This window comes from Myxococcus sp. MH1, assembly GCF_059738865.1.
In genome coordinates this window covers 6,943,629-6,966,028 of the sequence record NZ_AP026947.1, presented here as the reverse complement: position 1 = coordinate 6,966,028, position 22,400 = coordinate 6,943,629, and the positions used below count along the sequence as shown (strand labels likewise).

Here is a 22,400-nt window from a genome sequence, read left to right as displayed (position 1 = left end):
GTCGTCGCCGAGGGGGGCATGATGCTCGAGCTGCCCGGCTTGCAAGACGCTCGGAGAATCTACCGGGGCCACCGGTATGACGTGCTCCGTGCCTGGACTCCCGACGGCGGCGCTCGGGTGCTCAAGGTCGTCCGCGAAGGCCCGCTGGCGGAGAGCAGCGCCGGAATGCTGCGCCACGAACATGTGATGCTGCGCGAGCTGTCCGACCTCGACGGGGTGGTCGACGTCATCGGCCTCGAAGAGCTGTCGGGCCACCTGGCCCTCGTCCTCGAGGATGCCGGCCCCACTGACCTCCGGGACCTGCTGCGACGAGGACCGCTCGAGGTGGACCTCTTCCTCGAACTGGCCCTGGACGTGGCGACCACCCTGGGCGCCCTGCATCGGCGGCACGTCATCCACCGTGACCTCAACCCCGCCAACCTCGTCGTGGCGGCCAGCGGTCGCCGACTGGTGATGATCGACTTCGACCTGGCCACCAGCGTGCAGGGCCTCGTGCGCAGCGCCGGTGTTCCGGGCGGCTTCGAGGGCACGCTGCGCTACATCGCCCCCGAGCAGACCGGGAGGATGGGCCGGCGCGTGGACCACCGCGCGGACCTCTATGCGCTGGGCGCGACCTTCTACGAGATGCTCACGGGCGAGGCGCCCTTCCTCTCGGCCGATGCCGCGCAGCTCGTGCATGCGCTCCTGGCACAGCCTCCCATTCCTCCCGCCGACCGGAACCCCTCGCTCCCGAGCATCCTCTCCGACGTCGTGCTCCGCCTGCTCGCGAAGTCCCCCGAGGAGCGCTACCAGAGCGCCGAGGCCCTCGTCGCAGACCTGCGGGAAATCCAGCGACGCTGGCGCGGTCCCGGGACGCCCATCACCTTCGAGCTGGGCCGCCACGACCTCGCGCGCGAGCTGGGCCTGCCCGACAAGCTCTACGGTCGCGAGCGTGAACTGGCCCTCCTGGATGCCGCCCTGGAGCGCGCCCGCGCGGGCTCTCGCGAGTGGGTGTTGCTCGCCGGAGCCTCCGGGAGCGGCAAGTCGTCCCTGGCCAACGTCCTGCGCGAGCGCGTGGGCGCGGGCCACTTCCTCGCGGGCAGGTCTCCCGAGCTGCGAGGGCAGACGCCCTATGCGTCGCTGATGGAGGCCGTGCGCGGGCTCGTGGTGAGCGTCCTCGAGCTGCCGCCCGAAGGCGTGGAGGCGTGGCGACTGCGCCTGCAGAAGTCCCTCGGAAGCCACGGGCGCATGCTCACCGAGCTCGTGCCCGAGCTGGAGCGACTCATCGGCGAACAGCCCCCCGTCGTCGCGCTGGGGCCGCGTGAGGCCGGGAGCCGCTTCCTGCGGATGCTCCAGTCCTTCCTCCGCGACCTGGCCACCGCCGAGCAGCCCCTGGTGCTCTTCCTCGACGACCTCCAGTGGGCGGACGCGGCCACGCTGGAGCTGCTCTCACGATTGTCGACGGACTCGGAGCTGCACCACCTGCTGGTCCTCGGCGCCTGGCGTCCGGGCGAGTGGGGGCCCACGCATCCCCTGGAGCGCTGGCGGACGGCGCTCTCTGCCGTGGGGTGCTCGCCGCTCCTGCTGGAGCTGGGGCCCTTGGACCTGCCCGCGTTGACGGCGCTGTGCGCGGACGCGCTGAAGTGCGACGCGGCGCACGTCGAGCCACTCGCGAGGCTCGTGCTCGAGAAGACCGCTGGCAATCCCTTCTCCGTGGGCCACTTCCTGCGGCACCTGCATCGCACGGGGCTGCTCACGTACGACCTGGAGTCGGGGACGTGGCACTGGGAACTGGAGCGGATCGCGCAAGCCGAGGTCACCGACAATGTCGTGGAGCTGATGCTCGACTCCATCCGTCGACTGCCGGCGTCGACGCAGCGACTGTTGACGGTGGCCGCGTGCATGCGAGGGCAGGTGGACCTGTGGTTGCTGGCGCGCGTGGTGGAGGCGCCCCTGGAGGACACGGCGGGAGCGCTCTGGAGCGCCCTGCGCGCGGGGCTCCTCGTCCCGGAGGGGCGTGGCCCTCGCTTCCCGTCCCAACAGTCGGCCAGCCTCATGTCGGTGAATCAAGCCACGTATCGCTTCGCGCATGACCGCGTCAGGCATGCCGCGTACTCACTCCTGTCCGAGGCCGAGCGGGCCGCCGTGCATCGCGCCATCGCCCGCCATCTCTGGGCCGATGCGCGGGGCACGGAGAACGAGTCGCGCGTGTGCGAGGTGGTGGACCACTACCACCTGGGCGGCGACGTGGTGCGCGACACGAACGAGCGCACGTGGCTCGCCGAGCTCAACCTGCGCGCGGGACGCAAGGTGCGCGATGCCTCCGCCTTCGAGGCGGCGCTGGCGTACTTCATGCGTGCTCGCGCCCTGCTGCCCGAGGACGCCTGGTCGACCCGGACCGAGCAGATGCTCCAGCTCCACCGGGACGCGGCCGAGTGCGCGCAGCTCACCGCAGACCGCCTGTTGTCCGAGCGCCTCATCGACGCGGCGATGGCGCACGCGCGCACGCCGCTGGAGAAGGTGGACCTCTACGTCCTGCGGATGAACGCGAGCATCTTCGCCAGGGACCACGAAGCCGCGCTCCGGCACGCGCGCGAGGGGCTCCGCTTGTTCGGCGTGGAGCTGCCGGAGGGGGATGCGACCGAGGCCTTCCGCGCGGAGCTCCCCCAGGTGGAGGCCCTGTGGAAGGACCGCTCCGAGGAGGCGCTCCTGTCCGCGCCGCGCATGGACGCGGAGTTGGAGCGCGGCTGCATGCGGCTGTTGATGAACGCGGGCATCGCGGCCTGGTTCTCGGACCCGCCGATGTTCTCGTTCATCTACACGCGCATGGTGGGCCTCACGCTGCGCCACGGCAACAGCGTGTACTCCGCCTTCGCGTACGTGTGCTTCGGCCTCGTCTTCGGCGAGTCCCGAGGCGACTATGCCGCGGGCCACCCCTTCAGCCACCTGGGCATGGAGCTGAGCCGCCGCTTCGACGAGCCGCGCGAGGAGTGCCGCGTGCTCGCAGCGTTCCTCTTCTACATGCGCCACTGGCGCGAGCCCCTGCGCTCGTCCATCCCGCTTCTGCGCCGGGGCATCTCCGCGGGGCTCGAGAGCGGTGAGCCGCAGTACGTCGCATACTTGCTGGCGAGCCTCAGCTTCACGCGCTTGCGGATGGGCGCCGAACTGGACCGCGTCCACGCGGAGAGCGAGTCGGCGCTCGCGTTCGACCAGAAGAGCGGACAGCGCGCCATGGCGGACCTCCAGCTCGCGCTGCGTCAGGCCGTGCGCTGCCTCCAGGGGCGGACCCGCGAGCGCGCGGGCTACGACGATTCGACGTTCGACACGCGTGCGTTCCTCGAGAAGGCCCAGGGGGACCCCACCATCCTCGGGCAGTTCTTCATCCTCCGGCTCCAGACGTCCTATCTGCTCGGAGACCTGTCGGGCGCGCGGGAGATGCTCCGCGCCGCCGAGCCCCACCTGCGGTTCATGCCGTCGCTCTTCACCGTCACCGAGCACGCCTTCTTCAGCGCGCTGGTGCACGCGGCGGGCAACGGCGCCCTGGCCTCACTCGACGAGCGTCGGTCCCTCGTCGAGCGCGCCTGGAGCCAGTTCCGCCACTGGTCGACGAACTGTCCGGAGAACTTCCGCCACCGCTACCTGCTGCTCTGCGCCGAGCGTGCCCGGCTCGAAGGCCACTTCACCGAGGCCGCCGAGCTCTTCGACGAGGCCATCGACCGAGCACGCGAGGACGGCCATCCCCACGACGAGGCGCTCGCGAACGTGCTCGCGGGGCGGCTGTACGGCGCGCTGGGCCGCAAGCGCGTGGCCTCGCTCTACCTGCGCGCCGCGCGGGAGGGCTTCGCCCGCTGGGGCGCCAAGGCCGTGGTGTCCGCATTGCAGGAGGAGTTCCCCGACCTCCAGGTGCAGGAGTCCGGCCTGTGGGACCAGACCGTCACGCCCACGGGCGACGACTTCCGGGGCGCGTCACTCGACCTGCTCAGCATCCTCAAGGCGGCGCAATCCCTGTCGGGCGAGGTCGCCCTGGAGCGGCTGCTCGAGAAGTTGATGGCGGTATGCCTGGAGGTGGCGGGCGCGCAGCGCGGCGCGCTGGTGTTGGACGAGCAGGGCGCGCTGGTGCTCACGGCGGTGGGCGGAGTGGGGGAGCCCCTCTCGCGGCCCCAGCTTCCCCTCGTGGGTTCGACGCTGGTGCCCGAGTCGCTCCTGGCGCACGCCTTCCGCACCGGGGACGCGGTGGTGCTCGGGGACGCCGTGCACCAGGGGCGCTTCGTGTCGGATGCCTACGTGGCGCGGCAGCGCGTGAAGTCCGCCCTGGTGGTGCCCATCCGCCGCCACGCGCGCACCATGGGCGTCCTCTATTTGGAGAACAACCTGGCCACCCACGCCTTCACCCCGGACCGGGTGCGCGTGCTCCAGTTGTTGTCCTCGCAGATGGCCATCTCGCTGGAGAACAGCCTCCTGTTCGAGGAGCGCCGGCGCGCGGAGGAGGCCGTGCGCTTCCTCGCCGAGAGCAGCGTGGTGCTGGCCGAGGCGCTGGACTTCGAAGCGACGCTGTCCCGGCTGGCGCGCCTGTGCGTGTCCTCGCTCTCCACGCTCTGCGCCATCGACGTGGTGGAGCCCTCGGGCGCCATCCGCCGGCTCTCCACCGCGCACGCCGACCCGGGACACGAGCGCATCGCTCGCGACCTGCAGTCGTTCTACACACCCGACTGGGACTCGTCCCAGCCCGCCATCGCCGTGCTGAAGAGTCGCGAGCCGCTGCTCATCCCCGTCATCACCGACGAAGTCCTGGAGCGGTTGTGCCGCGACGAGGCGCATGTCGCGCTCATCCGCGCGCTGAAGGCCCGCTCCTTCCTCGCGGTGCCGCTCATCGCCCGGGGGCGGATGCTGGGCGTCATCTCGCTCGTGTCCTCGGTGCCGGGCAAACGCTACGGGCCCCCGGACGTGGAGCTCGCGCAGGACCTGGCGCGCCGCGCGGCCATCGCCCTGGACAACGCGCGGCTGTACCACGAGTCCCAGGACGCCATCCGCCTGCGCGACGAGTTCCTCTCCATCGCCGCGCACGAGCTCTACACCCCCATCACCGCGCTCCAGCTCTCCGTGCAGGGACTCGCCCGGAGCGAGGTGCCCACGCGCGACGCCGTCCAGCGCGCCTCCAGGACGACCCAGGCGCAGACCCGGCGACTGGCGCACCTGGTCGACGAGCTGCTCGATGTCTCCCGAATCCAGACGGGCCGCCTCCACCTGACGCTGGAGCCGGTGGACCTGGCCTCCGTGGTGCGCGACGTGACCGAAGGCATGCGGGACGCCATCCAGCGCTCCCGGTCGCCCATCTCCTTGAGCCTGTCCCCGGACTGCATCGGCCGATGGGACCGCGTCCGCCTGGAGCAGGTGGTGACGAACCTGTTGTCCAACGCCCTCAAGTTCGGCGCCGGCAGCCCCATTGAGGTGCGACTGGCGCACGCCGAGGGCCGCGTCCACCTGGACGTCATCGACCAGGGCATCGGCATCCCCGCCGAGCGACTGCCTCACATCTTCGGCCGCTTCGAGCGCGCCGTGTCGTCACGCGAATACGGGGGCCTGGGCCTGGGCCTCTTCATCGTCCGCGAAATCGTCGCGGCGCTCGGCGGACAGGTCCACGCACAGAGCATCCAGGGCGAGGGCGCCCGCTTCACCGTCGAGCTGCCGAGCGAGGGCCCCGTGGACCTCCGCGCCAGCAACCCCTGACACCCTCAGTCGTGCGTGCCGATGTGCTGGTCGCCGTGCCGCTCGCAGACCCAATGGAACGCGCACGAGCACGCCACCGCGCGGGCACTGGAGCAGCACCGCCCACCGAAGTGCTCGGGCAGGGGAAGGGCGTCGTCCTCCGGCGGGTCCGGCAACAACCGCGGCGCGCCACGCCCCGACTCCGCGGGGTACTCGTCACAGCACCCTCGCTCCATGCATCGCGGGCACAGGGACAGCTCACAGTTGGCGCACCAGTCGAAGATTTCACCGGGGCCACCACGTCGCTCACATCCACCACAGGTGTCGAACACGGCCACCTCCAGGCTTGACGTGAAGCAGGTTACGGAGGGGGTCTGACAGGCCAGGGCGCCTGGGGCGCGGAGTACCCCTGGGCGCGCCGCGTCCTGCAAGCGTCATTTCGGGCTCTGTCGGAGGGTGGATCCTTCCATCGGTGAACGGCGGACGCGGACTCTGTGCCGCACTGAACGGTTGCGCCGGATGCGTGGGACGCACATGGAAGAAGCTGGGGGGCGGGCCGGTCACATCCGCGGGAAGGAGCAAACCAGTCATGAGAAAGGAACGGCGGATCATCGGCGTGTTCGGCTCGGGGCGGCAGGAGCACCTGGAGCGCGTCATCCCGTTGGCGCGGTGGATCGCCGAGGCGGGGTTCGACCTGCTCACCGGCGCGGGCAGCGGCGTCATGCGCGCGGCGGCGGACGCGTTCGTCCAGGTGGTGGGCCGGCGGGGCATCTCCATCGGCATCGTCCCCGGCACGGTGAAGGACGGCGAATACGTCCCGCGCCAGGGCTACCCCAACCCGCGCGTCGAGCTCGCCATCTACACCCACCTGCCCTTGAGCGGTGAGCAGGGGACGGATCCTCTCAGCCGCAACCACATCAACGTCCTCACCCCCCACGCCCTGGTGGCCCTGCCCGGAGGCGCCGGCACCGCGGCCGAGGCCGTGCTGTGCGTCCGCTACGACAAGCCCATCATCCTCTTCGGCTCGCCCGATGAGTTCCGCCGCTTCCCCTCCGGCCTGGAGCGCACCGACTCCCTGGAGCGCGTCGCCGAGTTCCTCCGCGCCGCCGTCCTCGAGCCCGCCCGCCCTCCTGCTCCCTGAGCTTGGAAAGCCAGGAATCCTCGTCTGTTTCGAGGGTGCTCGAAGCCGGGTGAAAACCGACTAGGATGGGGAGCCGGGGGCACTGCCGCTCCACGCTGAAGACCGGTTTCCGCGTCGTTCCTCGTGCGTCGACATGATCAGTGCCGAATACCCGCTGGCAAGTTGGTTCCTGGCCGTCTCGACGACGTTCTTCCTGTTGGTGTTCGCCCTGCCGCTCCTCCTGATGCCGCTGCGTTGGTCTCGCTGGTTGGGCTGGGCGCCCATGCAGGGCAACACGGACCTGACGGTGTACTTCGGTCGGTGCCTGGGCGGGGTGGCGCTGGCCATCATCCTCACGGTGATGCGCTACATCCCGGACCCGCGAAGCCAGCCGGCGCTCTTCGAGCTCATCGGCTGGGTGTGCGCGGCCATGGTGGTGGTGCACGCGTGGGGGGCGTTGAGGAAGGCGCAGCCGTTGTCGGAGACGCTGGAGACGTTCCTCTACGCCGGGGTGGGCGTGGCGGCGATGTGGATTCGCTTCAGGACGTTGGGCTGAGGGCGCCAGCATGTCGTCGGCCGACATCGACCTGGTGCTGTCCTCGCTCCGGCCCTACATCCCTGGCGCGCTGATTCGCAGGCTGGAGGGCACGGAGGCGCACGCGCTGCCGCCGGTGGAGTCGGTGCGCGGCGCCATCCTGGTGCTGGACATCGCGGGCTTCACGCCCATCGTCGTGCGCCTGAGCGGCGAAGGCCCTCGCGGTATCGACGCGCTCCAGCGCCTCTTGCGCGGCTACTACACGGAGATGATCGACGTCGTGAAGGCGCACGGCGGCGACATCTACCAGTTCGCCGGAGACTCCATCCTCGCCTGCTTCGAGCCCGCCTCCGACGAGGGCGACGCGGAGGCGGTGGCGCGCGCGGCGCGGTGTGCGCTGGACGTGCAGCGCAGGCTCGCGCCCTTCTCGCGACTGGAGCTGCTGGGGCAGCGCTTCGGCGTGTCCTCGCGCATCGGCATCGGCGTGGGCGAGTCGCACCGCATCGTCCTGGGGACGACGGGCATGTGGATGCACCCGGCGCTCGTCGGCCGTCCGCTGGAGCAGGCGGTGACCGCGGAGAAGCGGGCCCGGGTGGGTGAGGTGTTGCTGAGCCCCGAGGCCTGGGCGCTCCTGCCGGACCTGGCGCGCGTGGGCGAGGAGTGCGACGGCGCCTACCGCCTGGAGCCCTCGGTGCCGCTGGAGGCGCGGCCTCCGCCGGTGTTCGACGCGCCGGGCGGCGAGGAGCTGGTGGGCCGCTGCGCGCTCCTGCTCCACCCGGTGCTCTTCACGCGCATCACCACCGCGCACCAGGAGCTGGGCGGTGACTTCCGCGATCTCACCTGCTTCTTCCTGCGCTTCAAGACGGACCACGGGCCCTCTGAGGTGGAGGCCTTCACCCGCGAGCTGAACGCCTTCTACGAGTACGTCCAGCGCGAGAGCGCGCACCACGGCGGCGTGCTCCTGATGACGGACTTCACGGACAAGGGCAACGTGCTCTACGTCCTGTTCGGCGCGCCCACCGCCCAGCAGAACAAGGAGGTGCTGGCCAGCCGGCTCGCGTGCAAGCTGGTGCGCGAGCGCGAGGCCTACCCCTACGTGCGCGAGCTGCAGATTGGCATCGCCACGGGGCACGCGTACTTCGGCGACATGGGCTCGCCCTGGCGCAAGGGCTACTCGGCGCTGGGCGAGGTGGTGAACCTGGCCGCGCGGCTGATGACGTACGCGGACGGGGTGGGCATCCACATCGACGCGCAGACGGAGCGCAAGCTGCAGCAGGGCGGCTTCGCCACGGAGTTCGTCGAGGACGCCACGCTCAAGGGCGTCACCCGCGCGGTGCCCATCTTCCGGCTCAAGGGCGAGGTGCGCCGCAGCCTCTTCGTGAAGGGGCGGGGCGGCATCGTCGGCCGGCGGCGCGAGCTGGGGCAGCTGCAGGCCGCGGTGGAGGAGTCGCTCCAGGGCGCGGGGCGCCTGTGCGTGGTGTCCGGCGAGGCGGGCATCGGCAAGTCGCGCCTGGGCGCCCGGGTGGTGGAGGAGGCCGAGTCGCGCGGCGCGCGCAGCCTGTACGGCATCTGCTACTCGTACGAGATGTTCACGCCCTTCTTCCCCTGGAAGGAGGTGCTCGTGCAGCTGTTCGGCCTGCACGAGGGCGATGACGTGGACGCGCAGCTGCTCCGGGTGCGGCAGGGGCTCGACAGCCTGGAGGACGTGGGGCCGGAGTGGACGCCGGTGATGGCGCACATCCTGGGCCTGAGCGTGGCGGAGGACGCGGCCACCTCGGGGCTGGACGCGCGCCACAAGAACCAGAAGGTCTTCCACATCATCTTCCAGCTCCTGGAGAAGCACGCGCGCAAGACGCCGCTCCTGCTCTTCTTCGAGGACCTGCACTGGGCGGACAACATCTCCGTCGACCTCATCGAGTACGTCGCCGCCCGGCTCGCGCCCCTGCGCCTGACGCTGCTGGTGACGATGCGGCCCGGAGAGCAGCTGCGCGGCCTGGAGCACCTGCCGTACCTGCGCAAGCTCGACGTCTCCAGCCTGGATGACGAGGACACGCGGGCGCTCTTGCGCGTGCACCTGCGCATGGAGCCGCCGGACACCGCGCTGGAGGACCTGCTGCTCTCCAAGGTGCAGGGCAACCCGTTCTTCGCGGAGTCCATCGTCCAGGGCATGGTGGAGGGCGGCTACCTGGGGCCGGTGTCGCCGGGCGCGGCGCGGCGCGAGCTCAAGCGCGGCCTGCAGACGCTGGTGCTGCCGGACTCCATCCAGGACGTGGTGCTCGGGCGCATCGACCTGCTCAGCGAGACGGAGAAGCTGGTGGTGAAGGTCGCGTCCGTCATCGGCCGCATCTTCACGCTGGACGCCGTGGCGGCGCTGGCCCCCGGCTCGGTGCCTCGCCAGCGCATCCGCGAGGCCATCGACACGCTGACGCACCTGGGGCTCATCCTCCTGGAGGTGGAGGAGCCCTTCACGTGCATCTTCAAGCACATCGTCATCCGCGACGCCGCGTACAACACGCTGATGGTGTCCTCGCGCGAGGACCTGCACCGGCGCCTGGCGCTCTTCCTGGAGGCGCGCGCGGGGGAGAACACCGCGCCGTCCGCGGGCATCCTGGCGTTCCACTTCCTCGCCGGGAACGACGAGGTGAAGGGCCTGGAGTACACGCTGATGGCGGCGCGCGGCGCTCGCTCGCAGTACGCGAACGACGACGCCGTCCACCACTACAACAAGGCCATCGAGATCCTCGCCATCACCCAGGCGTTGGACCCGGACGAGGTGCTGCTCAAGACGCGCCGGGTGATGCAGGAGCTGGCGGAGACGCTCTTGCAGGCGGGCAACTACGCGGGCGCCATCCACATGTTCGAGCAGTGCCTGGCGGACGAGGACCAGGACCCGCGCCGCGCGGAGCTGCACCTGGGCCTGGGCCGCGCCCACCAGGAGAAGGGCGAGTCCAAGCGCGCCATCCAGGAGCTGGAGCGCGCCATGGACTTGATGGGGCGTCCCATGCCGCGCAACCTGTTCTCACTGGCGCTGCGCACGCTCCTGGCCTTCGGGCTGCACCTGCTCTACGGCCTGTTCCCCTTCCTCGCCCGGCCGCTGGGGCCTCGGCTGCCGCTGTACCTCAAGCAGCTGTCCACGCTCGTCTCGCTCATCAAGATCTACTACTTCAAGGACCTGGCGAAGCTCACGTGGGCGACCATGGTGGCCACCATCATGGCGGAGCGCTCGAAGGGGGAGCGGGGGCTGAGCCTGGCGAGCAGCTACTACGGCTCGCTGCTGTTCGGCTCGGGCTTCCTCGGGTTGTCGAAGCGCTGGTGTCAGCGGGCGCTGAGCTACGCGCGGCAGGCGAGGGACCCTTCGGCGGAGGGCATCGCGCTGTCGCGCCTGGCCACGCTGTCCATCTTCAGCAACAAGCAGGCGGAGGCCACGCAGTACGCCGAGCAGTCCATGGCGCTCTTGCGCCAGGTGCGCGACATGTGGGAGGTGCAGACGGGGCTGATGATGCTGGGCTCCAGCCAGTTCCTCGCCTCGCGGTTCGAGGGCGCGGAGGCCGCGTACGTCGAGATGGGGAAGATGGGCGAGGAGCTGCACGCGCTCATGCACCAGGGCTGGGCGCACTCGTGGGTGCCCATGTGCCGCTACCTGCGCGGCGAGGGCGAGGTGGGCGAGCTGTGCGCGGAGCTGGAGCAGGGGCTGCGCATCAGCATCGAGGTGCAGGACCTGGCCAACCAGTGCGCCAGCCTCAACCACCTGGTCAACGTGACGGTGCGAGAGCACCAGGTGGAGGAGGCGGGGCTGATGGCGGTGCGCGCGGACGAGGCGCTGTGGCGCTACCACGTGCTCGTGCCGTTCCTCCAGATTGGCCTCGTGGACGCGGCGGAGGGTGCGCTGTTCGCGCTGGAGCAGGGGGCGCAGGCGGTGCCGCGCCAGACGCTGTGGGCCATCGTCCGCCGGTGTCTGTTCAAGGCGCGGCTGCTCGCGTGGCGCTATCCGTACATGAAGGGCCCGGCCTTGCGCGTGTCGGCCCGCGCGCTGGCGCTGAAGAAGGGCGGCAAGGCGGCCGAGTCGCTGTTCCTGCGCGCCATCAAGACGCTGGAGGACACGCCGAACCGGTGGGAGACGGGCGTGGCGTACCACGACGCGGCGGTGGCGCTGCCGCACCGGCGCGCCGAGTTCCTGGCCCGGGCGCGCGCCATCTTCGAGTCCATTGGCGCGAAGGCGGAGCTGCGCCGGCTGGACCGGCTGGAGGCCGAACTGGGGATGGCGCCCGTGGTGGAGGCGTCACCCCCGGCGGGCGGGCGTCAGGTGAGCTGCTGAGGCTTCAGGCCCAGCGCCGCCATCTGCCGCGTGTCCCAGTCCTCGAGTGCGTCGAGCCCCGCGATGTAGCGCCGGGCGGGGTTCTTCAGCGGGTTGCGGATGCTGAGGATTTCGGGGCCGGAGAAGGTGATGACCTGCTTGTAGCGGGGCAGGTTGCTCAAGGTCAGCTTGGACCAGTAGTGCCTCGCGATGTTGGGCAGGCTGCCCAGCTGGCCGCAGAGCCGGTGGAAGTGCTCGATGACCTCGGAGGGGTGCAGGTTCTTCGGCCGGTGGCAGAGGGTGTAGCCGTCGTAGTCGCGGCTGACGGTGCCCGGCAGCAGGCGGTTCTCGGCCTGGAGCTCGCGGAAGAAGGGCGTCTCCGGATAGGGGCAGACGATGCCGAGGAAGGTGACGGAGAAGTAGCCCAGGTCCGAGAGGTACATGGGCAGCTTCTCCAGGTACTCGTTGGTGTCGCCGTCGGAGCCGACGATGAGGCCGAAGGACAGGAGGATTCCGGAGGAGAAGACGCGGCGGATGACGGCGTCCACTTCGGAGAGCGTGTTCTGGCCCTTGTTCATCGCCTTGATGGACTCGGGGTTGAGGGACTCCAGGCCGGTGTAGACGTAGCGGCAGCCGGCCTTGGCCATCAGCTTGACCAGCGACTCGTCCTTGAGGACGTTGAAGGTGAGGGCGCAGCCCCAGGTCTTCTTCAGGGGGATGAGCGCCTCGCACAGCTCGCGCAGGTACTTGGGGGAGCCGCCCAGGTTGTTGTCGAGGAAGATGAAGGCGTCCTTCATCAATCCCAGGTAGTTGGGGTTCCAGCGCATGCGTGTCTGGATTTCGTCGAGGACCTGGGCGACGGGGCGGTAGCGGTAGCGCTCGTGGCCGGTGAGGACGCAGAAGTTGCAGCGGAACGGGCAGCCGCGGGACGCCTCGATGCCGGGCAGGCGGACCTTGTTGTGCTCGAAGTCGATGAGCTCGTAGCGATACGGGCGGATGGCGGTGGGGCCCGAGGAGGGCAGGGCGTAGCGCTTCTGGAGCCGGCCCTGCTCGAAGTCCGCGATGAGGGCGGGGACGTTGGACTCCGGCTCGCCGGTGATGACGGCGTCGAAGTGTTCCTGCGCGTCATCGGGGAAGTGATTGGCGTGCCGGCCTCCCGCGACGGTGGTGATGCCCCGTTGACGGAAGAGCGTGGAGAGCACCTTGGTGTGCTCGTAGTAGGAGTGCAGGTACGAGAAGAAGACCAGGTCCCAGTGACGGTCCATGGGGAGGTCCACCTCCTTCTCGTTGAAGATCTCCACCTCGGCATGCTCGGGGCACAGGCCGGCGATGAGCTCCGGCACGGCCGACTGCATGATGGAGGGTTCCTTGATGCGCAGACGGGTGGGGTGCGTGTACGTGGAGATGACGGCGATCCGCATGCGGGACTGTGGCTCCTGGAAGAAGCGGACGCGCGTGAGGAGCCGCCAGCCGGCGGTCGGGTCTCCCCCTCACGAGACCGTGTTTCCAGAATCCCTCCGGGAAGGCGGCTTGGCAAAATGCCAGCGCCGTTCTCCGGGTGTTTCATGACGTCGCCGGGGTGTCCGAGTGGACGGGCCTTGCTTGGCTTTACGGTCGCTCTTACCGCGGGACTCGCGGCAGTGGGCACGCGGCACGTCTCTCGGGGAGACACGGGCTGCTTCGCGTCACCGGTTTCCCGGAGGTTGCTACCTTGGGACCGTTAGTAGGGCTTGGTTGCGTGTCGGACCCGTACGGCCAGACACCCCGGCGACGAAGATTCTCACCGCCTGTGCTCGTCGTGACGCGCGGTGGACGACTCCTCGGCGCGGGGCCTGACAGCGGCTGTGATTGGCGTAGGATGGCTGTGTCGGCCGTGACCCGCTCACCCGACACTCCCCCTCGATTCGCACCGACGAGCTCCCCCTCATGCCCGTGACCTCCTGGAACATCGACCCCGCACATTCCACCGTGCTCTTCATCGCCCGCCACATGGTGGTGGCGCGCGTGCACGGCCGCTTCGAGCGCATCTCCGGCTCGCTGCGCGTGGACCCCGAGCAGCCCACGCGGGGCGAGGTCGAAGTCTCCGCGGACACGGCCAGCATCTACACGGGCGCGCCGGAGCGCGACGCGCACCTGCGCTCGCCGGACTTCCTCGACGCGGAGGCCGCGCCGAAGCTCACCTTCCGCAGCACCCACGTGGAGCCCACCGGCGGCGCCAGCTTCCGCCTGTCCGGCGAGCTGTCCATCCGCAACGTCACCCAGCCCGTCGTCTTCGAGGCGCGCCACACCGCCACGTCGAAGGACCCGTGGGGCAGCACGCGCCTCATCTACACGGCGCGCGCCACCATCAACCGCTCCGACTACGGCATCCGCTGGAACAAGACGCTCGACAACGGCGGGTGGCTCGTCGGCGAGAAGGTCGACATCGAGCTCGACATCCAGGCCATCCCCGCCGCGAGCTGAGCGTCAGGGCCCCGGCATGAAGTCGGCCTTCACGGCGGCGTGGTCCGAGCCGCCGTAGCCGCTGCCGTCCCGGACCGCGCGGAACGAGCCCGGCACGTACGTGCCGGCCGCGTTGTTGGCCACGAACAGGTGGTCGATGGCCTGCTTGCGACCGGAGTAGTTGTACGTCCACGTCTGGTCGTCCGGCCGGTCCTTCGCCACGCGCTTGAGCATCCCGTCCTGCTCCAGCGCGTCGATGGGCGCCGAGCCCGGCGTGTCGTTGAGGTCCCCGCCCATCACCACCAGCGAGCGGGGCGCGCGCGCCGCCGCCTGCGTGACGATGTCCCGGGCGGCGCTGGCCTCCGCGTAACGGCGGCCCGGGTCATCGTTCGACTTCGCCTTGAAGTGCGCCGCGAAGACGATGACCTCCTTGCCGTTCACGTCCAGGTGCACCTCCAGGAACTCACGAGCGAAGCGCGTGGACGAGCCGTCCGGCCGCGTCAGCGCGCGGTGCCGGTGCGTGACGACCGAGGTGATGGGGAACGCGGAGAGCACCCCCACGTCCACGCTGGCCGGCTCGTGAATCTCACCCAGCACCGCGTGCGGGAACTCCGGCAGCCGCGCCTGGAGCGCGTCCAGCCCCGCCTGCGTCTCCACCTCCGCCAGCAGCACCACGTCCGCGTCCAGCAGCCCGATGGCGCCGGAGAGCCGGGCCACCTGCGCGTCGAACTCGTCGCGCGTGGGCAGCTCCTCGTACTCCGTGCCCCCACACCGACCCGAGTCGCAGACGGTGTCGAACAGGCGATGGACGTTGTACGCCGCGATGCGCACGCTGCCCTCGGGGCGGATGGCCTCCCCATCGCCGTTGCCGCACGGCCCCGAGGGGCACTCGGCGCCCGGGAGGTCCGGAGGCGGGCGCCCGTCACAACCGAGCAGTCCGACGAACAGTCCCCACACCAGCCGTGCGCGGAGGAAGGAAGGACCCAACGCCCCGACGTACGCCAGGGGCCGTGCACCGCGAGTGGACAGGTGAGGCATGCGGCCGTGCACACTACCACTCCGCGCCCGCGCGGACGCTGTCCGTGCACGATTGCACTCGTGACGCGAGCTGCTAGTTTGCCGCGTCACGCGAGGTGTTCCAGGAAACCGCGTGCCTGCCCGGTCTCCGGGGCAGCGGGCTCACGGGGCGACTCGGCTCACGAAGCGGCGAGGGGTGGAACCGGACCTCCGCCGTGCCGACCCGGGCGCGAGGCGTCAGGTTGTGGAAGTGGAAGGAGGCGAGGACATGATCTGGGAAATCCTCATCGGCGCGGCGGTGATGACGCTCGTCACGGTGCTCTTCACGGGGCCGGGGATGTGGAGCTCCACGTGGGGCTGGAAGAACAACAAGCAGAAGGGCAAGGAGCCGTCCAAGCCGGACGTGTAGGCGACCACCCGCGTCAGGGCCCGGTGCCCCGCATGCCCAGGCGCTGACGGGCCGAATCCACCCGCGCGTCCAGCTCGGCGCGCTGCGCCTCGTCGAGCATCGCGCGTCCCTGGCCCACGCCCCCCTGGTGGATGAACGTGCCCCGCGCCAGCGCCGCGGCCCGGGGGCCCAGGTTGTCGAAGCGCTGGGTGTGCTGCTTCATGTAGGCGATGCCGCAGTGCTCCAGGATGTCGCCCATCCGGGACTCATCGATGGGCAGCCCGCAGAAGGCGGCCACGCGCCGCACGCCCCCCTCCAGGTCCTGGACCAGGTCCTCGTAGCGCACGTGGAGCACGTTGGGGTCCGCGCGGTGCGGCCACCAGGACTCCAGATGCGTGAGCCACGGGTCATCCAGGTCCATCACCACGCGGAAGAAGCGGTTGAAGTCGAGCGGCGTGTCCTCCACTAGGTAGTGGTGGTGGTAGAGCGACTTGAGCGAGTCGGCCGCGTTGCGCGTCACGTACAGGATGCGGCTGTCCCGGGGCGGCTTGAGCTGCGAGTAGGGCAGGTGCGTCTTGATGATGCGCGGCGACGGCAGCCCGTCCAGCAGCGCCTCCGCCTTCGCGTCGCGGACCAGCTGCTCCAGGAAGGGTGAGATCTGGTTGATGTGCTCGAACTCACCGCGCCCCTGCGTGACGAGCTGGTAGACGATCATCTGCATCCACGTCGTCCCCGCCTTGGGGCTGGTGGCGATGTAGATGTCGCCCGGCCTGGGCTTGAGCCACGTGTGGCGCAGGCGCACCCAGCGCAGCCGCTCGGCGGCGCCGGCGAGCACTCCGGACAATCGGGTCAGCCCGATGATGGTCTGACGCAGCAGGAAGCGAAGCCACGGACGGCGAGGGCGCGCGGAGGGAGCGAGGGCCGACATGCGTCGGCCACTATGCCCAATCGCGCGGAGACAACCAATGCTGGAAACGCGTGGAAATCTGGAGTCTGTCCCGGTCGAGGCCAGGGTTATTCGCAGACGCCCGGACAGTCCGCGCCGCCCGCGCCGGGAGTGCAGGAGTCGGTGGGGTCGTCGACGCAGCGCGCATCCTCTCCAGAGGCGACGCAGCCACCCAGGAAGCCGCCGCAGCACTCGCGGTAGCCCGCGGGGATGTCGCAGCTGGACGCGTAGGCCGTGCAGTCGCCCGTCGGCGAGCGCGCGAAGACGGTGCGCTCGACGCACGGCTCCCGCTTCACGTCGTCCGAACCACACGCGCCCCACAGCAGCGCGCCCAGCAGCCAGCCTGTCGTCGCGAGCTTGTTCATGGTCGCCATCCTGACAGCTTGAGCGCCTGGCGCGCGACGAATCTGTGGCGTCTGTCATCGCGCCGACTGCACGCGAGCAGCCAACCAGGCAGGGCACGCGCGAGCCCTCAATCCAGCCATCCCCTGACGTCACCCGGGCATGTCAGAGGTGGGGTGTATGGATGATGCGTCATGGACTTCACGACGCTCGAGACCTTGCGTCTGAAACACCCCGGCTGGCGGTTGCTCGTCGCGGACCACGCGCCGCTCATCGTCGGCTTCCTGCACCGGGTGTTCGTCGCATCCAACGCACGCGCCATCGCCCAGCGGGAGCTGGTGCTGCGGCTGGAGGACCATCTGCACGCCCTGCGCGAGCAGCGGGGCGCGGCCGCGTTCCCGCGCTCGGCGAGCGCCTATCTCGATGAGTGGGCGGCCGACGGCACCGGCTGGCTTCGCAAGTTCTATCCACCGGAGATGGACGAGCCGCACTTCGATTTGACGCCCGCGGCGGAGCGCGCCATCCGGTGGCTCGTCCAGCTCACCGAGCAGCCCTTCGTGGGGACCGAGTCGCGGCTGCTCACCGTCTTCCACCTGCTCCAGGAGATGACCGAGGGCACCGAGGTGGACCCGAAGGCGCGGCTCGCGGAGCTGGAGAAGCGCAAGGCGGAGCTCGAGGAGGAGATAGCCCGCGTGCGCGAGGGCCATCTGGAGTTGATGGACGAGTCCGCGCTCAAGGACCGCTTCCAGCAGATGTCCGACACGGCGCGCGGCCTGATGTCCGACTTCCGCGCGCTGGAGGACGGCTTCCACGCGCTGGACCGTCGGGTGCGCGAGCGCATCGCCACATGGGAGGGGACGCGTGGCGAGCTGTTGGAGACGGTGCTGGGGGAGCGCGACGCCATCAACGGCTCGGACCAGGGGCGCAGCTTCCGCGCGTTCTGGGACTTCCTCATGTCGCCCGAGCGCAAGGAGGCGCTCACCCGCAACCTGGAGCGCGTGCTGTCGCATCCGGCGATTCAATCCCTCCAGCCGGACGCGCGCCTGCCGCGCATCCACTTCGACTGGCTGGAGGCCGGCGAGCACACCCAGCGCACCGTGGCGCGACTGTCCGGACAGCTGCGCCGCTTCCTGGATGACCGTGTGTGGTTGGAGAACCGCCGCATCCTCCAGGTGCTGCGCGGAATCGAACGCAACGCGCTGGCGGTGCGCTCGCGTCCTCCGGGCGAGGGCTTCATGTCGTTGGAGGAGCTGGCGCCCACGCTCGAGCTCCCCCTGGAGCGGCCCTTGTATGGGCCGCCCGCCCGCGCGCGGATGGCGGACGAGGAGGTGAAGGAGGCGACCGACGACGTGCCGTCGGAGGCGCTGTTCAACCTCGCGTTCATCGACAAGGCGCGGCTGCGGCTCAACGTGCATGAGGCGCTGCAGGCGCGCGAGCAGGTCTCGCTCGCGGAGCTGGTGCGCGAGCATCCGCTCCAGCACGGGCTGGCCGAGCTCGTCACGTACCTGAGCCTCGCGTCGGAGGACCGGAAGGCCTCGGTCGACGACGCGCGCACGCAGGACCTCTTCTGGACCGATGCGAGCGGCGCCACTCGCCGCGCCTCCCTTCCCCTGGTGCTCTTCGTCCGATGATGACCCCCGCGATTCGTACCGCCGATGCCGCCGACACCCTGTCCCTCGTGCTCGTCTCGCTCCTGAAGGGCGCGGTGTACCGCGACGAGCACGCGGGGGTGTGGCAGGCCCTGCTCCAGCTCCAGCCGAAGGTGCGCGAGCAATTGGCCGTGCTGGGCTTGAAGCTCGTGCTCGACGAGCCGGAGGGCTACGCGTTCCTGCGCCAGCGCTCGGAGTCGGAGGGCGGCGTGGAGCTGCCCCGGCTCGTGGCGAGAAGGCAGCTGGGCTACGGGCTGAGCCTGTTGCTCGCGCTGCTGCGCAAGAAGCTGGCGGACGTGGACGCGGCGGCGGGGGGCACGCGGCTGGTGCTGCGGCGCCACGAGGTGCACGAGCTGGTGCGGCTGTTCCTCCCGGAGGGCACCAACGAGGTGCGCTGGGCGGAGCGCGTGAACCAGGACCTGGAGCGCGCGGTGGGCATGGGCTTCGTGCGCCGGCTGGGCGAGGAGGAGGACACCTTCGAGGTGCGTCGCATCCTCAAGGCGTTCATCGACGCGCAGTGGTTGGAGGACTTCGAACGGCGGCTGGAGGCGTACCGCGTCCGGCTCGTCGAGGAACAAGGAGGCACGGAATGAGCACGGTGCGAACCCTCACCCAGGCGGACCTGCTGGACATCGGCGCGCCCAACGAGCGCGCGGGGTTCCGGCTCCACCGCTTCGAGGTCTACAACTGGGGCACCTTCCACCAGCACGTCTGGCACCTGGACCTGCATGGGGAGAGCGGGCTGCTCACGGGAGACATCGGCTCGGGCAAGTCGACGCTGGTGGACGGGCTGGTGACGCTCTTCGTCCCGCCGCAGAAGCTGGCCTACAACAAGGCGGCGGGCGCGGAGGCGAAGGAGCGCAACCTGCGCTCGTACGTGCGCGGCCAGTACAAGTCCGAGCGCGGCGACGCGGGGCAGGTCGCGCGGCCCGTCTACCTGCGTGACGCGCCGACGTACTCGGTGCTGCTGGCGCACTTCCACAACGAGGGCTACGGGCAGGACGTCACGCTCGTGCAGGTGATGTGGATGCGGGAGCCGGAGGGCCAGCCGGTGCGGCTTTATGTCGTGGCGGACGGGAAGCTCTCCATCGCCGAGCACTTCTCGCGCATCGGCTCGGACCTGAACGCGCTGAAGAAGCGCCTCAAGTCGCTCGCGCGCGAGGTGCATGAGACCTTCCCGCCGTATCAGGCCGCGTTCCGCCGGCGCTTCGGCCTGGAGAACGAGCAGGCGCTGGACCTGTTCCTCCAGACGGTGTCGATGAAGTCGGTGGGCAACCTGACGGACTTCGTGCGCCACCACATGCTGCCGCCCTTCGACGTGGAGACGCGGCTGTCGGCGCTCATCGGCCACTTCGACGATTTGCACCGCGCGCACGAGGCCGTGCTCCAGGCGAAGCGGAGGGTGAGCCGGCTGGAGCCGCTGGTGGCGGACCACGAGCGCCACGCGGTCCTGGCGCGGGAGCTCGAAGCGCTCCGGCTGTGTCGGGAGGCGCTCCGACCCTGGTTCTCCGAGCAGAAGGCGCGGCTGTTCGAGGAGCGGCTGGCCAGCGTGCGCGACGAGCGCGAGAAGCTGCGCGCGGAGGCGGAAGCGCTTCGCGAGCAGCGCGAGCGGCAGGGCACGGAGCGCGACGGGCTGCGGCAGGCCATCTCCTCCAACGGGGGAGACCGGCTGGAGACGGAGAAGGCGGAGCTGACCCAGCGGCGCCGCGAGCGGGACGAGCGCGCGCTGAAGTCGGACCGCTACGCGCGGATGGCCCAGTCGGTGGGGTTGCCCGCGGCCACGGACCTGGACCTCTTCCTGTCCAACACCCGCGCCATCCAGCTCCAGCGCGAGGCGGCGGCGCGCGAGCTGGCCGAGGTGCAGGAGTCGCGCACCGAGCTGGGCATGGCGCTGCGCGATTTGAAGAAGTCGCACGAGGCCGTGGCAGTGGAGCTGGAGTCGCTGCGCCGTCAGCGCTCGAACATCCCCGCGCGCTTCCTCCACCTGCGCGCCCGGCTGTGCGCGGACCTGGGGCTGTCCGAGGAGGCGCTCCCGTTCGCCGGCGAGCTGCTGCGCGTGCGTGACGAGGCGCGCGATTGGACGGGCGCCATCGAGCGCGTGCTGTACTCGCTGGGCACCTCGCTGCTGGTGGCGGACGCGGACCATCCCCGCGTGAGCCAGTGGGTGGAGCGCACCCACTTGAACGAGCGGCTCGTCTACTACCGCGTCCGTGAGGACGGGCTCGCGAGGCCCCAGGAGCCTCGCCCCGATTCGCTCCCCGGCAAGCTGCTCATCAAGCCCGGCTCGCACATGGGCGGATGGCTCTTGGCGCAGCTCGCGCGGCAGTTCGACTACACGTGCTGCGAAACGCCGGAGCAGTTCCAGCGCGCGCGTCAGGCCCTGTCCCGCTCGGGGCAGGTGAAGACGGGCGGCGAGCGACACCTGAAGGACGACCGGCGGCGCATCGATGACCGCTCGCAGTGGGTGCTCGGCTGGACGAACGACTCCAAGCGCCAGTCGCTGGAGTCGGAGGGCAAGGCCCTGGAGACGCGCCTCCAGGCGGCCTCGGCGAAGTGGGAGGCCCAGGAGCAGCGCCACGCGCGGCTGAGTCAGCGGGCCGAGCAACTGGGGCAGCTCGCGGTGTTCGACAACTTCCGGGAGCTGGACTGGCGCTCGGTGGCCAGCGACATCCAGCGCCGGGAGGCGCGGCTGGGCGAGCTGGAGGGCGAGTCCGACGTGCTGCGGGGCTTCGAGCGTCAGCTCGCCGCCATCGAGAAGGAGCTGGCGGCGACGGACACCGCGCTGAAGGCGGTGGAGAAGCGTCAGGGACGGCAGGATGAGAAGGAGGAGGCGGCTCGGCGGACGCTGGCGACGTGTCAGCGCACGGCGAGCGAGACCCCCGAGCCCATCCGGGCCTGCTTCCCGCGCGTGGCCGAGCTGTGCGCGGAGGGGCAGGGCGAGCTCCTGCTGGAAGCGGAGGCGTGCGACGAGCGCGAGCGTCAGGTGCGCGAGCGGCTCCAGTCGCGCATCGACGGCGAGGCGCGCAAGCTGGAGCGGGTGCGCGACGCGCTGTTGTCCGCGATGCAGGCCTACCGCGCGGAGTTCCCGGTGGAGACGCAGGAGCTGGGCGCGAGCCTGGAGGCGGCCGGGGAGTACGTGGCGCTGCTCCACTCGCTGCGCGCGGACGACCTGCCTCGCTTCGAGGAGCGCTTCAAGCGCCTGCTCAACGAGAACACCATCCGTGAGGTGGCCAACTTCCAGGCGCAGCTGCACCGGGAGCGGCACGGCATCCGCGAGCGGGTGGACACCATCAACCGCTCGCTGAGGGCCATCGACTACAACCCGGACCGCTACATCGTCCTGGAGCTGTCGCCCACCCAGGACGCGGACATCCGCGAGTTCCAGCAGGACCTGCGCGCCTGCATCGAGGGCACGCTCGGCGGCGCGGAGGAGGACGCCTACTCCGAGCAGAAGTTCCTGGACGTCAAGCGCATCATCGAGCGCTTCCGGGGCCGTGAAGGCTCCGCGGACGCGGACGCGAAGTGGACCGGGCGCGTCACGGACGTGCGCAACTGGTTCAGCTTCTCCGCCTCCGAGCGCTGGCGCGCGGACGACCAGGAGCACGAGCACTACGCGGACTCGGGCGGCAAGTCGGGCGGACAGAAGGAGAAGCTCGCGTACACGGTGCTGGCCGCGAGCCTCGCCTACCAGTTCGGTCTGCAGTGGGGCGAGACGCGCTCGCGCTCGTTCCGCTTCGTGGTCATCGACGAGGCCTTCGGCCGGGGCTCGGACGAGTCCGCGGCGTACGGCCTGGAGCTGTTCCGCCGGCTGGACCTGCAGCTGCTCATCGTGACGCCGCTGCAGAAGCTTCGCGTCATCGAGCCGTACGTGGCCAGCGTGGGCTACGTGCACAACGAGGAGGGACGTCGCTCCCGCGTGCGCAACCTCTCCATCGAGCAGTACCACGCGGAGCGCGAGGCCCGGAGCGCCTGAGGCGGACGC

At 70.3% G+C, this 22,400-nt stretch carries 14 protein-coding genes; 9 read left to right on the top strand and 5 right to left on the bottom strand.

What is annotated here, in order from left to right; genetic code table 11:
* The first annotated feature begins 18 nt into the window (after window positions 1–18).
* The gene (locus tag AC6JA9_RS27040) at window positions 19–5,706 is read left to right on the top strand and encodes an AAA family ATPase (protein WP_497958053.1); all 5,688 of its coding nucleotides are present in this window, start codon (window positions 19–21) and stop codon (window positions 5,704–5,706) included.
* A 5-nt stretch (window positions 5,707–5,711) separates the two neighbouring features.
* On the opposite strand, the gene AC6JA9_RS27035 is transcribed toward AC6JA9_RS27040, so the two are convergent.
* Window positions 5,712–6,017, bottom strand: coding sequence for a hypothetical protein (locus AC6JA9_RS27035; protein WP_141324330.1), 306 nt, complete (start codon window positions 6,015–6,017; stop codon window positions 5,712–5,714).
* A gap of 257 nt (window positions 6,018–6,274) precedes the next feature.
* Between AC6JA9_RS27035 and AC6JA9_RS27030 the strand changes: the two genes are divergently transcribed.
* From AC6JA9_RS27030 to AC6JA9_RS27020, 3 genes are all read left to right on the top strand, one after another.
* Window positions 6,275–6,826 (top strand): SLOG cluster 4 domain-containing protein, encoded by a 552-nt coding sequence (locus AC6JA9_RS27030; RefSeq protein WP_223751643.1) that lies wholly within the window; start codon window positions 6,275–6,277, stop codon window positions 6,824–6,826.
* A 133-nt stretch (window positions 6,827–6,959) separates the two neighbouring features.
* On the top strand, window positions 6,960–7,361 hold the full coding sequence (locus AC6JA9_RS27025) for a hypothetical protein (RefSeq protein WP_046714650.1): 402 nt from the start codon (window positions 6,960–6,962) through the stop codon (window positions 7,359–7,361).
* Between the two features lie 10 nt (window positions 7,362–7,371).
* Entirely contained in the window at window positions 7,372–11,655 is a 4,284-nt protein-coding gene (locus AC6JA9_RS27020; RefSeq protein WP_408889961.1) for an AAA family ATPase, read from the top strand.
* Here AC6JA9_RS27020 and AC6JA9_RS27015 read toward each other — a convergent pair.
* Window positions 11,640–13,055, bottom strand: a complete 1,416-nt coding sequence (locus AC6JA9_RS27015; RefSeq protein WP_497958052.1) for a B12-binding domain-containing radical SAM protein — start codon at window positions 13,053–13,055, stop codon at window positions 11,640–11,642. The two genes, AC6JA9_RS27020 and AC6JA9_RS27015, sit on opposite strands and share 16 nt — an antisense overlap.
* Window positions 13,056–13,560: 505 nt before the next feature.
* Here AC6JA9_RS27015 and AC6JA9_RS27010 point away from each other — a divergent pair.
* Complete coding sequence (locus AC6JA9_RS27010) at window positions 13,561–14,097, top strand: YceI family protein (protein WP_223751645.1); 537 nt, start codon at window positions 13,561–13,563, stop codon at window positions 14,095–14,097.
* A gap of 3 nt (window positions 14,098–14,100) precedes the next feature.
* Here the strand turns inward: AC6JA9_RS27010 and AC6JA9_RS27005 are convergent, their stop codons facing one another.
* On the bottom strand, window positions 14,101–15,063 hold the full coding sequence (locus AC6JA9_RS27005) for an endonuclease/exonuclease/phosphatase family protein (protein WP_223751646.1): 963 nt from the start codon (window positions 15,061–15,063) through the stop codon (window positions 14,101–14,103).
* Window positions 15,064–15,361: 298 nt separating this feature from the next.
* On the opposite strand from AC6JA9_RS27005, the gene AC6JA9_RS27000 reads away from it, so the two are divergent.
* Entirely contained in the window at window positions 15,362–15,502 is a 141-nt protein-coding gene (locus tag AC6JA9_RS27000; RefSeq protein WP_223751647.1) for a hypothetical protein, read from the top strand.
* Between the two features lie 13 nt (window positions 15,503–15,515).
* On the opposite strand, the gene AC6JA9_RS26995 is transcribed toward AC6JA9_RS27000, so the two are convergent.
* Both AC6JA9_RS26995 and AC6JA9_RS26990 read right to left on the bottom strand, forming a co-directional pair.
* A complete protein-coding gene (locus AC6JA9_RS26995; RefSeq protein WP_223785324.1) occupies window positions 15,516–16,409 on the bottom strand; it encodes a sulfotransferase domain-containing protein in 894 nt (297 codons plus the stop codon).
* A gap of 86 nt (window positions 16,410–16,495) precedes the next feature.
* Window positions 16,496–16,792, bottom strand: a complete 297-nt coding sequence (locus AC6JA9_RS26990) for a hypothetical protein (RefSeq protein ID WP_223785323.1) — start codon at window positions 16,790–16,792, stop codon at window positions 16,496–16,498.
* A gap of 171 nt (window positions 16,793–16,963) precedes the next feature.
* On the opposite strand from AC6JA9_RS26990, the gene AC6JA9_RS26985 reads away from it, so the two are divergent.
* From AC6JA9_RS26985 to AC6JA9_RS26975, 3 genes are read left to right on the top strand one after another with little or no spacing between them, the layout of a single operon-like run.
* The gene (locus AC6JA9_RS26985) at window positions 16,964–18,400 is read left to right on the top strand and encodes a DUF3375 domain-containing protein (RefSeq protein WP_497958051.1); all 1,437 of its coding nucleotides are present in this window, start codon (window positions 16,964–16,966) and stop codon (window positions 18,398–18,400) included.
* Window positions 18,397–19,011: a DUF4194 domain-containing protein gene (locus AC6JA9_RS26980; RefSeq protein ID WP_497958050.1), complete on the top strand. Its 615-nt coding sequence runs from the start codon at window positions 18,397–18,399 to the stop codon at window positions 19,009–19,011. Before AC6JA9_RS26985 ends, AC6JA9_RS26980 begins: the two co-directional genes overlap by 4 nt.
* On the top strand, window positions 19,008–22,391 hold the full coding sequence (locus AC6JA9_RS26975; protein WP_497958049.1) for an ATP-binding protein: 3,384 nt from the start codon (window positions 19,008–19,010) through the stop codon (window positions 22,389–22,391). The genes AC6JA9_RS26980 and AC6JA9_RS26975 overlap by 4 nt, the downstream gene beginning before the upstream one ends.
* The last annotated feature ends 9 nt before the right edge of the window (window positions 22,392–22,400 follow it).

What these genes read in the sequence shown, in the direction of transcription:
- AC6JA9_RS27040 (WP_497958053.1), top strand. Translation starts at nt 19, where the DNA reads ATGATGCTCGAGCTGCCCGGCTTGCAAGACGCTCGGAGAATCTACCGG.
- AC6JA9_RS27030 (WP_223751643.1), top strand. Translation starts at nt 6,275, where the DNA reads ATGAGAAAGGAACGGCGGATCATCGGCGTGTTCGGCTCGGGGCGGCAG.
- AC6JA9_RS27025 (WP_046714650.1), top strand. Translation starts at nt 6,960, where the DNA reads ATGATCAGTGCCGAATACCCGCTGGCAAGTTGGTTCCTGGCCGTCTCG.
- AC6JA9_RS27020 (WP_408889961.1), top strand. Translation starts at nt 7,372, where the DNA reads ATGTCGTCGGCCGACATCGACCTGGTGCTGTCCTCGCTCCGGCCCTAC.
- AC6JA9_RS27015 (WP_497958052.1), bottom strand. Translation starts at nt 13,055, where the DNA reads ATGCGGATCGCCGTCATCTCCACGTACACGCACCCCACCCGTCTGCGC.
- AC6JA9_RS27010 (WP_223751645.1), top strand. Translation starts at nt 13,561, where the DNA reads ATGCCCGTGACCTCCTGGAACATCGACCCCGCACATTCCACCGTGCTC.
- AC6JA9_RS27000 (WP_223751647.1), top strand. Translation starts at nt 15,362, where the DNA reads ATGATCTGGGAAATCCTCATCGGCGCGGCGGTGATGACGCTCGTCACG.
- AC6JA9_RS26995 (WP_223785324.1), bottom strand. Translation starts at nt 16,409, where the DNA reads ATGTCGGCCCTCGCTCCCTCCGCGCGCCCTCGCCGTCCGTGGCTTCGC.
- AC6JA9_RS26990 (WP_223785323.1), bottom strand. Translation starts at nt 16,792, where the DNA reads ATGAACAAGCTCGCGACGACAGGCTGGCTGCTGGGCGCGCTGCTGTGG.
- AC6JA9_RS26985 (WP_497958051.1), top strand. Translation starts at nt 16,964, where the DNA reads ATGGACTTCACGACGCTCGAGACCTTGCGTCTGAAACACCCCGGCTGG.
- AC6JA9_RS26980 (WP_497958050.1), top strand. Translation starts at nt 18,397, where the DNA reads ATGATGACCCCCGCGATTCGTACCGCCGATGCCGCCGACACCCTGTCC.
- AC6JA9_RS26975 (WP_497958049.1), top strand. Translation starts at nt 19,008, where the DNA reads ATGAGCACGGTGCGAACCCTCACCCAGGCGGACCTGCTGGACATCGGC.